Origin of the sequence: Candidatus Methylobacter oryzae (genome assembly GCF_003994235.2) — a bacterium.
Taxonomy (GTDB): domain Bacteria; phylum Pseudomonadota; class Gammaproteobacteria; order Methylococcales; family Methylomonadaceae; genus Methylobacter_A; species Methylobacter_A oryzae.
In genome coordinates this window covers 67530-78973 of record NZ_RYFG02000105.1, presented here as the reverse complement: position 1 = coordinate 78973, position 11444 = coordinate 67530, and the positions used below count along the sequence as shown (strand labels likewise).

Below are 11444 nucleotides of genomic sequence, written 5' to 3'. Positions count from 1 at the left end.
GCAAAGCATTCGTTCATATCGCCATGATTAATTTGATGCTGACCAGGCTGTCCTCGGGGAAGGTATCAAACTTTTAAAACACGCACTTAGGTTACTCGGCTAGCACCGGAGACAGATAGCTAAAGTTTTGCTGCCTTTTGCGATGCTTGTGTTCGTCGTAGCGTTAAATTTTGATCCGGCACTTCATGCTGATAATGAACCGATACCGGAATGGCGATGCGAGGCAAACATGAAGCATGATTCAATTGTAAAATAGAAGCCGTTGAGAATTGCGACCGGTTTATTTTCATTTTCGGAGCTTTCGTCTTATCGGCCTATCCTGTTGGATTAGTCCGACATTAGGAGAGATGGCGGACGATTATTTAACATCGCCGGCAATAGCCTCTATTTCCCAACCGCCGCCTAACGACTTATATAGCGCGATCAGGTTGCTGGAAAGTTGGGATTCGCTGGCGATCAGGCTGCTTTGGGCTTGGTAAAGCGCGCTTTGGCTGGTCAGGACGTCGAGAAACGCGGTCAAGCCTTTCCGGTAGCGTTCGTTGGCTAATTGAACGGCCAGTTGATTCGCGGCGACGGCTTTTGCCAAGGCTTTGCGCCGCTCCAGTTCTTTGCTGTAGGCGATCAGCGCGTCTTCCACTTCCTTAAAAGCCGATAAAACCGTGGATTGGTAGCTCAGGAAAGTTTGCTGGTATTGCGCTTTCTTGCTTTCGATATTGGCATGTAGTTTTCCCCAGTTGAATATCGGCATGGTCAACGAGCCTGCTGCCGACCATGATTTTCCGAGCGGCGTAAAGTCGGTGATGGTTGTATTTTGCAGGCCGATGAATGCGGCCAGGTTGATTTTGGGGTACAGCTCGGCGGTTGCGACGCCGACCGATGCGTTAGCCACGGCCAATTGCCGTTCGGCGCGGCGAATGTCCGGCCGGCGTTGCAATAACTCCGAGGGAAGCCGGGTTATTGCCTGGGAAGCGGTTGGGACTGCGCCTTGCCGTTCAAGAAGAGCCGATAATGCGCCGGGCTCTTTGCCGAGCAATACGCTGAGCGCATGTATAGCTTGTTTGGCGAGCGTTTCATAGTTCGGCAATTGCGCTTCTGTCGTGGCCGCCTGGGCTTGAGCCTGGCTAACTTCCAGCATGCTCGCAAGGCCTGTCTGTTGCCGGATTTGCGTTAACTCTTGGGTTTCTTGCTGAGCCTGCAAATTCTCGCGGGTTATTGCGGCTAATTGCTGATTGGCGCGCAGCTCTATGTAATTGCGGGCGACTTCGCCTAGCAGGGTCACCCGCGCGTCACGGCTGTTTTCGACTTCCACCTCAATGGTTGCGTCGGCGGCTTCTACCGCACGTCTGACGCCGCCGAAAAAATCCAATTCCCATTGCGCGTCGAAGCCCAGTTGGAAAATATTGATCAGCTGGTTGCCGATACCGAAACCGCCGCCTACCGAAGACGTTCCGGTTTGCGAGGCCGGCGAGCTGGTATTGTTGAAACGCCTGCTGACATTACTCTTGGCGTCGAGGCTGGGCAAGCCGGCGGCAATGGTTGCGGAGCGAAGGGCGCGGGCGTCTTTGACCCGTTCCAGGGCCAGCTTTAAATCCAGGTTGGAAGTAATCGCGTCGACTATCAGTTTGTCGAGCACCGGGTCGTTAAAGACTTTCCACCATTTATCGGCTTGGGAACCTGTACTCGCAGTTGTTTCGCTCCATTGCCGGGGAACCGGCATTTTGGGAGGCTCGTAGTCGGGGCCGACAGCAGCGCAACCGGCTAAAGCCAATACGCCAATAAGCGCAAACGGGCGATAATTCATAACGGCGAGCCGCCTTTAGCCGTCGTATCCTTGGCTTCTATGAAAACGTCCATCTGCTGGCCGACATAAACCGGCAGTTGGCTTCTGTCGAAGCTATACAGCGCTTGCAATACGCGGGTATCGACTTGTTCGGTGCTGTCGCCGGTCAGCGATTTTTTGGGTACGACATAAGGCTCGACGTAGGCCGGGACCAGCTCGGTTTTAAAATCCCGGTTGCCGCGCAGGTAGGCAACGGCTTTGCTGTTTTTATCGAATCGCCAGGCGTCGTTTTCGTCGATGTCGACCCGGACATGCAGCTGATCCATATTACCCAACACCAGCAGCGGCGTATTCAAGGCTCCGGCTTGCGCGAACTCGCCCGGCCGGATGTTGATTTGCAATACCTCGCCCGCTACCGGCGCCTGAACGGTCAGCCTAGCCTGAGTCGTTTGTGTCGCCGCCAGCGCGGCCTCGGCTTGCTGCACCAAAGCTTTGGCGCTGTCCAGCTTGGTTGTGTTGATCAGCAGCGCGTTGCGGCGTCTAAGCAGTTCCTCGGAACTGATGGCGCGGCGGTCGGTTATCGCTTCGGCCAGATCGTTTAATGATTGGGTATCTTTGAGTGAGGCTACGGCTTCGCCAACGCCGGCCCTGGCTTTGGCAAGATCGGCCAGTTTAACGGCCAGTTCGGCGCGGGTATCGCGGTCGTCGAGGAAAAACAGCGTCGCGCCGGCTTTGACTTTGTCGCCAACCTTGACGGTTACGGTCTTGACGATGCCGGACAACGGCGTGCCTATCGCGATGTTCTGGCTTTTCGGTTCGACAATGCCGGCTCCGGCAATAAACGATTTGAACGGCGCGGAGGCGGGCGGCGCAACGGCCGGGGCAACCGGCGTCGGTTTATTGCTGGTGACGACGGTATAAGCCGCGAAAAGGAATCCGGCGGCTGCCAATATCGGTAATGTGTATTTGACTTGCATATCACCTCTTGAGAATGGTTTTACCGCTCATAACATTAAAAAAACATCACCACGAAGGCACGAAGAACACGAAGTTGTATTTTTAATAAAAATAGAACACGGATGGCACGGATAGGGCGGATTTACACGGATTTTTAGGCCAAGCCAAGTTCAATTGCGCTTTTAAATCCGTGCTTATCCGTTTAATCCGCGTCATCCGTGTTCCATTCTATTCTTCATGATCATTCTCTACGAAAAGTTTTGCCGCACGATTTTTAGCCTTTCACCTTGTCCCTCGTTTCTTGAACCTTAACAATATGCCCGTCATCCATTTCGGCAATGCGGTCGGCAAAATCGAAAATTCTTGCATCATGGGTAACGATAACCAGCGCCCGGTCGTTGTGCAATGCGACATCCTTCAGCAAGGTCATCACGTTATGTCCGGTCTGATGGTCCAGCGAGCTGGTGGGTTCGTCGCAAACAATCAGTCTTGGGCTGTGAACCAGCGCTCTGGCAATTGCGACGCGCTGCTGCTGTCCGCCGGAAAGCTGCGAAGACAACGCTGTGGTGCGAGCGCCCAAGCCGACTTGTTCCAGCACCGCGGCGGCTCTGCGCTCGGCATCGCTACGCTTCATGCCGTTGATAATCAGCGGCACCGACACGTTTTCCGCCGCGCTGAGCGAAGGCAACAGGTTAAAAGCTTGGAAAACGAAGCCGATATTGCGCGCCCTGAAATCCAGTTTGCGCTGATTGCTCATGTTCAGCAAATCTTCGCCGAACACTTCGCAACAGCCGCTGTCCTGGTCGAGAATGCCGGCAATGACTGAAATCAGCGTCGTTTTGCCGCAACCCGACGGCCCTACCAGCATCATCAGTTCGCCCATCGCAATTTCCAAATTGACGCCGTTAAGCGCGGTTACTTTTTGTCCGCCGGTATCGTAAACTTTAACCAGATTTTGGCAGCGCACCGCCAATGACGAAGCATTCATGGTTTAGCCTTTAAACACAATGGCCGGTTCCAGGCGGATCACTTTAATGATGCTGAGCAGCGCCGCGAAAATACAAATCAGGCTGACGCCGGCACCGCTAAACAGCAACAGTTGCCACGGAAATTTGAAGGCCAGTATCGAATGGCGCATCGAATAGCCGAAAGCCGCGGTCAAGCCAACGCCTAAACCGTAACCGATAGTGCCGACTAAAACCGCCTGTAGCAAAATCATGCGCAGCAAGACCCAGTTGCTGGTACCCATCGCTTTGAGTACGCCGAATTGGCGCAGGTTCTCCAGCGTACTGTTATAGAAAGTTTGCCCGGCAATAGCCGCGCCGACGATAAATCCCAATAACACTGAAATACCGAAATTAATCGGGATGCCGGTGTTATGCATGAAATATTCGTAAGTCAGGGACATAAACTCCTGGCGCGTATAAGCCGCTAGCCCGGTAGTTGCGCGGATACGGCGGGTCAATTCGGCGAGATCTTGTCCCGGTTTGGCTTTAACCAGAACAAACGATAACAACTTGCGTTCCCTGGGCGCATAGCTTTTGGCGCGGGAATAAGTGGTATAGACCACCGGTTGGGACTGAAAAGTGCGGGTGACTTTGGCGATGCCGACAACAATGGCGCGATGATCGTTTAATTCCAGGCTGTCGCCGACTTTTAGCGGAATGGGTTCGCCGCCGGGTATCGGCGAAGGCTTGCCCAGTTTGTCTTTGGCGCCGTCTATATCGACGATGACGCCGTCGCTACGGCGCAAGTTTTCAATCGTCCCTTCCAGCATGAGCGGCGGACCGCCGATTAAAGTGGCGTCGTCCAAGCCGACAACATTGCAGGTTTGGAAGGTGCCGTCCATCAGCCGGGCTTTTAAAAGCCCTTTGTACATCGGCATGGCCCACTCCACGCCGGAAATACCGCGCACACGGTAAAGCTCGGTGTCCTGCAACGGCTTGATGTCGTCGACGAACTGCACTTTTGAATCCATGACCCATATATCCGGCAAACCGACATCCGATATGAAACTGTATGAACGCGCCATCAGGCCTAAAAAAATCGCCGGTTGTTGGGTCATGATTAACGAAGCGAAAGTCAGCCCCATGACGATGCCGAGGTATTTGCCTCGATCTCCCATCAGCATTTTTATGGCGATGTGATTCATGGTTATGAAATTTCGTTAAATTAAATGGTAATGCATATTATCATTTATAGGTAAATTTAAAAGGCACATTTTCAATCAAGGTAAATTGACACGGCAGTGGCCTATCCATAGAATACATACCATGAACCAAATGATCTCATCCCTGAAAATTAGCGCACGATGGCTGCGAAAGCTTATTAGCTTTCACCGCAGTGCTGTTTTTTTGGTTCATTAATTCCATTTTAGCAAAGCAACTGCGGGTCTTGTCCGCTTTGCTTTGGTAGTCTTTCCGGCGAGATTCGCAGTTTTCCATCTTAAGGAGAAGTTTGTGCATCAGCCCGAATCCGTTATACCGCAAGACAATCGTCAGGTTATTTTTGGTTATCTGTTTGTTTTACTCGGCGCGTTTGGCTTTTCGGCCAAAGCGGTACTGGTTAAATTAGCTTACAGTTACAGTCATCAGTTGGACGCAATCACGCTGATGGTGCTGCGCATGGCGATGTCGTTGCCGTTCTTCCTGATTGTGGCGTTATGGTCGGCTAACGATTCGGCAAAAACAAACGATACGCAACGTTTAAACGGAAAAGACTGGCTGATGATTTTCGGTTTAGGCCTGCTGGGCTATTACATCGCCAGCTTTCTTGATTTTGCCGGGCTGCAATATATCTCGGCCGGCCTTGAGCGCTTGATTGTCTTTTTGTACCCGACTTTTGTTGTATTGTTCACGGCACTAGGAGAACGCAAAGCCATTAACCGTCATCAGGCGCTGGCGCTGGTTTTAAGCTATGCCGGGATGATTTTTGTCTTTGTCGATAACATGGGGGCAACGGTATCTTCAGGTTTGCTGTTTGGTTCGGCATTGGTGCTGGCTAGCGCTATCGCGTTTGCTTTCTTTTTGATGGGCAGCGGCGCGATGGTTAAGAGGATCGGCTCGACGCGGTTTACTGCGTATTCAATGACCGTAGCCTGTCTGGCGACCGGTTTGCATTTCTCGGTTCAGCACGGCGTTGAATTATTGAACCTGCCGGATAAAGTGTATTGGCTGGCGCTGATCATGGCGGTTTTCTCGACCGTGCTGCCGGCGTTTTTTATGAATGCAGGGATTCGCCGAATCGGCGCCGGTTCGGCATCTATCATCAGTTCGATAGGGCCGATAGGCACGCTGGCATTGGCTTTTTTACTGTTAGGCGAGACCTTGACGGTAGCGCAACTGTCAGGGACTGCGTTGATACTGATCGGCGTCTATGTGGTTAGCCGGGCAAAATAATCAGTTCAAAAAAGGAAAAAACGATGAAATTTTATATAAGAATAATAGCTTTATTAATCACTGCGATCTGCCTGCCGGCTTGTCAGGAGACGCCGGTAAAACAAGACCGGGTTGTTGAAAGCAGCGTCAAATCGGCCGACGGCGTGCCGATACATTTTACGGCGCGCGGCAACGGCGATACGGCGCTGGTGTTTGTGCATTGCTGGTCTTGCGACAGCAGCTACTGGCAGGCGCAAATGAACGACTTTGCCGCCGATTACCGCGTAGTTGCGATCGATTTGGCGGGCCATGGCCAATCCGGAACCGGAAGGAAAAATTATACGATTTCATCTTTTGCGGATGACGTAGAGCGTGTGGTCGAGAGCCTTGATTTAAAGAAGGTAATCCTGGTCGGCCATTCGATGGGCGGCTCGGTCATTATCGAAACGGCGCTGCGAATGCCGGAACGCGCTATTAAACTGGTTGCGGTGGATTCGTTTGAAACGCAATTCCAATGGCCGCCGGAAGACAAAATTGCCGAAATGCTGGCGCCGTTTAAGAGCGATTTTTATAAAACGACTTCCCAGATGGTTAAGAGCATGTTTTCGCCGAACGCAGATCCGGCAATTGTTCAACATATCGCCAACGACATGGCTTCTGCGCCTTCGGAAATCGGCATCAGCGCATTAAGCAATACCCTTAAATGGGTAGCAGGCGATTATCAAAACAAAAGAAGTCAATTGAAGGCCCCGTTGATTCATATTAACGCCGCACAAACCAACCGGCCTTCAGCGACGGAAAAAATTATTGTTGTGCCGTATGTCGGGCATTTTATTCCGCAGGAAGCGCCGGAGCGGTTCGACGCGGCTTTAAAGCAAGCGCTGGCCGAATAATTATTGGGGCTGCCAGTTCGCCAATTCGTTTGCCGGCATCGGACGGGCTATGCTGTAGCCTTGTCCGACTTGGCAGCCCATATCGTGCAAGGTTCGGTAATGCTCTTCGGTTTCGATGCCTTCGGCCACGGTCTGGCGGCCGAAGGCCTGGGCCAGCGCGATAATGCCCTGGACAATAGCCTTATCGCCCTTATCCTCCAACATGTCCCGAACGAAAGATTGATCGATTTTCAGCACGTCAACCGGCAATTTACTCAGGTAAGACAGCGAGGAATAACCGGTGCCGAAATCATCCAGCGCGAAGCCTACTCCGATCTGGCGGCATTCCTGAATAATGTCGCAGACAATCGATAGGTCGTTTAGCGCCGCAGTTTCCAGTATTTCGATTTGCAGCTTGCCCGGTTGTATGTTTTTGTGCCGGGCAAGTTGCTGCCGCAGTTTTTCGGTGAAGCGGGGCGATTCCAGGTGATAAGCCGAGATGTTGATGCTGATTTCAATGTCCAGGCCTAGGCAATGCCAGCGGCTGAGTTGGTTGAGCGCGGCGGCAATAACCCAATTGCCGATCTCTATGTCGAGTTCGGTGTTTTCTATTAGGCGCAGGAATTCAATCGGCGGCAGTAAACCGCGCTCAGGATGATGCCAGCGGATTAGCGCTTCGGCGCCGACCAGTTGTTTGGTGCTTAAGTTGATCTTGGGCTGGAAGTACAGTTCGAACTGGTTGTTGTCCAATCCGTAACGGATGTTTTTCAGCAGTTCATTATGGCTGCGGGCGCGCAGGTCCATCTCTGTGTCATAAATATGAAAGCGGTTCTTGCCCGATTGTTTGGCGACATACATCGCTTGGTCGGCATGACGTAACAGCGTGTCCGAGTTTTCGTCATCCAGCGGGTAAAGGCTGACGCCTATGCTGGCGCTCAGCATTTGCGGTTTATCCTTGACGATAATCGGTTCAGCGATCACGCTGAGCAAGCGTTCAAGCGTCACTCCGCATTCTTCGCCTTTTTCCAATTCCAGCAGTACGACGAATTCGTCCCCGCCCAGCCGGGCAACGGTGTCTCCGCCGCGGATGGTGTTTTTTATGCGCCTGGACACCTCAATCAATACCTGGTCGCCGGCGTCGTGGCCCAGGTTGTCGTTAATAGCCTTAAAGCCGTCGAGGTCCAGATAGCAGATTGCGACCAGGTTTTTTTCGCGTGCGGTCTTGGCGATGGCTTGCTTCATGCGGTCGGCAAGCAACACGCGGTTAGGTATGCCGGTCAGCGCGTCGTAATGGGCGACGCGGCTCAGCTCGGCCTCATGTTCCTTTAAGTAGCTGATGTCGGAGAATACTCCAACGTAGCGTTGCGCTTTGCCGTCGTCGTCGCAGATGGACGCTATCGAGAGCAATTCCGCATAAGTTTCGCCGGATTTGCGCTGGTTCCATATTTCACCGCGCCAATATTTTTTCTGCTGCAACGATTTCCACATTCCGGCGTAAAACGCCTGATCATGATGTTTCGATCGTAGAAGTTTGGGATTATGGCCCAGCACTTCCTCGCGCTGATAGCCGGTAATGAGGGTGAAAGCCGGATTGACGTCAATGATGGTATTGTTAGCGTCGGTGATCAGGATGGCTTCCTGGCTGTTATCGAATACGCTGGCAGTGATGCGTAAGTTTTCTTCGGCCCGTTTAATTTCGCTGATGTCCCGGCCGACGCCAAGCACACCGACTGGTTTCCCGTCCGGTCCCAGTTCAGCGACCAGACGGATGAAATGTATTTGTGAATGTCCCTTCCCAATAGGGACGATCTGCTCGTAGCTGGCGTTTTTTCCGGTGGCGCCAACAGTCAGGATAGTTTGCTGATATTCTTCAAAAAGTTCGCCGTTTATAATCTCCATCGGTGTTTTGCCGAGCAAATCCGCCGATGAGATGCCGAGTGTTCGAGTCAGCGTTGGATTGGCATAAAGAATGCGCGCCTCGCAATCGTAGCGCACAATATTGTCGGGCGAATTTTCAGCCAATGTGCGAAATTCGCGCTCCCGCGCCGCTAGATTTGCCTCCGCCCGTTTGCGTTCGGTAATGTCGCGGACAACGGCTTGCAGGTAGATGGAGCCGCCCATTTCAATTCGGTTAAGCGTAATTTCAACTTCCAAGCATGTGCTATCGACACGTAAGCATCGCCATTCGAACTGCTGCGGTTCTCCGGCCAACGCCGCGGCGACTATTACGTCGGCCACTTCTGCCGATAAGCGCCCATCAGGCTGTCTTTCCGGGGCGAGGTCCGCAGGAAAGCGGCCAATGAGTTCTTCCCGTGTAAGGCCAAATAAGCAGGCTCCTTTTTCATTGCAGTCGATGAAGCCGGCCGTACCCAGAAGGAAAATACCGTCGTTGGCCGTCTCGAACAATAATCGGTATTTGGCTTCGTTTTCACGGAGTACCTCCTCCGCACGCTTACGCTCGGTAATGTCGCGCCAAACGCCGACCAGCAAGCGCTTGCCCGGTAAATCCAATATGCGGGACGTGACCTCGACATTGAGGATGTCGCCGTTCTTGCAGCGGTGCCGGTTCTCAAAAGTTGCGCCGCCGGATGCTTCCACTTGCCGCACGGTCGTAATTAACGCTTCGCCAAGCAAATCAACCTGCGTATCCTCCAGATGCAATTGCAGGTATTCTTCGTAGCTATAGCCCAGCATACGGCATGTAGCGGGATTAGCTTCAACAAAGCGCAATTCTTCGGGATCTATCAGTTCGATACCGTCGGTTGCTTGATCGAAGATTGCATGGAACAAACTTTCGCGTTCCGTCAGTTGCTGTTCCATGCGTTTGCGTTCTGAAATGTCGCGAATGAAAGAACTGATCTCGCAACCGTTCTCCGTCTTGATCAGGGAAATGGATAATTCGATCGGAAATTCGCGACCGTCACGATGCAGTCCGAGAACTTCTATGCGTGTATTGAAGCCTGTTTTTTCGGCATCGGACAGGAAACGCCGCATGCTCCGGGCGTGTGCGTCGTGAAAACGGTGAGGCGCTATGGTGTCATGCATGAATCGTCCGACAGCTTCGTCTCGCGTCCAGCCGAACATTTTTTCCGCTTGGCTGCTCCACATCGTGATGACTCCGTCCGAAGTCATCAGCATAAAAGCGTCAAGCGAGCTTTCCAGGATGGATGCCAGAAATTCCTTTTGCTCCCGCAGTTTGCTTTGGCTTTCCAGTAAGGCGCGCTCCGCCAGATTGCGCGCGGTAATATCGCGCGATATGCCGAGTACGCCGATTAATTTGCCCTGACTGTCGCGCATCGGCGTTTTGATCGTTTCCAGTAATTCGCGATGACCGTCGTCGGCGTAAGTGCACCATGCTTCATTGATAGAGGGGCTGTTTTTTGCCATGGTCAGGCAATCGTGCGCACGGAAGGCATCGGCTTGCGTTTTATCGACGAAATCGTAATCGGTTTTACCGATAATATTCTTTTCTTTCTCCCCTAAGAAACGTTCGAAGCGCGCATTGCAAGCTTGGTAAACGCCGTTAATATCCTTCAGCCAGATCATGTCGGGAATGGTATTGACCAAGGTGTGCAGGAATACGCCTTCCGCGATCAGTTTATCGTCAATCAGGCGGAACGCCATGTTATGCGTCAGGTCGTGCTCGTTAAGCAACCCCGCTATTTGACCGATATCGTCAACGACAATCAGATGGCGTAACTTGTTGGACAGCATCAGTTTCGCCGCTTCGTTGATCGGATTTGCCCTGGAAATGGTCAGCACGGGCGAGGTCATGACCGCACTGACCGGAATGTCGGTCTGTTCGGGATTGACGGAATAGAGGCGGACGATGTCGCGCTCGGTGACAATGCCTATCGGACGACGATCTTCGACGATGACCACGCAGCTGTCATGGTGCGCATGCATCAGGTTCAGCGTGTCTCGAAGGTTGGCTTCCGGGGACTGGGTAAATACCGACCTGCTCATGACCGACGCCACTTGACGGCGCCCGGCTAAAACAGAAAGGTTGATGTGCTGGCGGAAATCGGTCTCGCTGACCACGCCGAGCAGCAGCTTGGCCTCGTTCACTATCACCAGGTGTTGAATACCGTTGCGCAGGCCGACCTGATAAGCATCCAGGCATGTGATTGAGGGTGGCACGGTGATGACCGGCGCGGACATAATCTTCCGAAGCACGGTTTCGGGCGGGCATTTCGATTGCATTGCCCGCAGCATATTGCGTTCGGTGATAATGCCCGACGGATGACCGTCCCGATCCGTTATCACGATTGAGGAAATATGTTTTTCGGCCATGATGCGGGCGGCCTCGCCGACAGCGTCTTCCGGCCCAAGCCGGATGACATTGCGTGTGGCAATATCAATCAAGGGGGTATCCTGTTCGATGTTAGCGGGAATAGAGTGATAATCCATACTTAATTATTGAGTGCCAATCAAATGCAAAGCCGCATCGACATCAAC

The 11444-nt window shown here is 52.6% G+C and carries 7 protein-coding genes; 2 read left to right on the top strand and 5 right to left on the bottom strand.

Going from position 1 to position 11444, the window contains the following annotated elements:
- Positions 1-358: 358 nt before the first annotated feature.
- The 4 genes from EKO24_RS14265 to EKO24_RS14250 form a co-directional block, all read right to left on the bottom strand.
- A complete protein-coding gene (locus EKO24_RS14265; RefSeq protein WP_127028587.1) occupies positions 359-1801 on the bottom strand; it encodes an efflux transporter outer membrane subunit in 1443 nt (480 codons plus the stop codon).
- Positions 1798-2757, bottom strand: coding sequence for an efflux RND transporter periplasmic adaptor subunit (locus EKO24_RS14260; protein ID WP_127028586.1), 960 nt, complete (start codon positions 2755-2757; stop codon positions 1798-1800). Before EKO24_RS14260 ends, EKO24_RS14265 begins: the two co-directional genes overlap by 4 nt.
- A 254-nt stretch (positions 2758-3011) precedes the next feature.
- Positions 3012-3725 carry an ABC transporter ATP-binding protein gene (locus EKO24_RS14255; protein ID WP_127028585.1) on the bottom strand — a complete coding sequence of 238 codons (714 nt, stop codon included), beginning with the start codon at positions 3723-3725 and terminating at the stop codon, positions 3012-3014.
- Positions 3726-3728: 3 nt separating this feature from the next.
- Complete coding sequence (locus EKO24_RS14250; protein WP_127028584.1) at positions 3729-4889, bottom strand: ABC transporter permease; 1161 nt, start codon at positions 4887-4889, stop codon at positions 3729-3731.
- Positions 4890-5196: 307 nt separating this feature from the next.
- On the opposite strand from EKO24_RS14250, the gene EKO24_RS14245 reads away from it, so the two are divergent.
- Both EKO24_RS14245 and EKO24_RS14240 read left to right on the top strand, forming a co-directional pair.
- Complete coding sequence (locus EKO24_RS14245) at positions 5197-6135, top strand: DMT family transporter (protein WP_127028583.1); 939 nt, start codon at positions 5197-5199, stop codon at positions 6133-6135.
- A 23-nt stretch (positions 6136-6158) separates the two neighbouring features.
- The gene (locus tag EKO24_RS14240; RefSeq protein WP_127028582.1) at positions 6159-7007 is read left to right on the top strand and encodes an alpha/beta fold hydrolase; all 849 of its coding nucleotides are present in this window, start codon (positions 6159-6161) and stop codon (positions 7005-7007) included.
- On the opposite strand, the gene EKO24_RS14235 is transcribed toward EKO24_RS14240, so the two are convergent.
- Complete coding sequence (locus tag EKO24_RS14235) at positions 7008-11396, bottom strand: PAS domain S-box protein (protein WP_143733232.1); 4389 nt, start codon at positions 11394-11396, stop codon at positions 7008-7010.
- Positions 11397-11444: the final 48 nt, after the last annotated feature.

What these genes read in the sequence shown, in the direction of transcription:
- EKO24_RS14265 (WP_127028587.1), bottom strand. Translation starts at nt 1,801, where the DNA reads ATGAATTATCGCCCGTTTGCGCTTATTGGCGTATTGGCTTTAGCCGGT.
- EKO24_RS14260 (WP_127028586.1), bottom strand. Translation starts at nt 2,757, where the DNA reads ATGCAAGTCAAATACACATTACCGATATTGGCAGCCGCCGGATTCCTT.
- EKO24_RS14255 (WP_127028585.1), bottom strand. Translation starts at nt 3,725, where the DNA reads ATGAATGCTTCGTCATTGGCGGTGCGCTGCCAAAATCTGGTTAAAGTT.
- EKO24_RS14250 (WP_127028584.1), bottom strand. Translation starts at nt 4,889, where the DNA reads ATGAATCACATCGCCATAAAAATGCTGATGGGAGATCGAGGCAAATAC.
- EKO24_RS14240 (WP_127028582.1), top strand. Translation starts at nt 6,159, where the DNA reads ATGAAATTTTATATAAGAATAATAGCTTTATTAATCACTGCGATCTGC.
- EKO24_RS14235 (WP_143733232.1), bottom strand. Translation starts at nt 11,396, where the DNA reads ATGGATTATCACTCTATTCCCGCTAACATCGAACAGGATACCCCCTTG.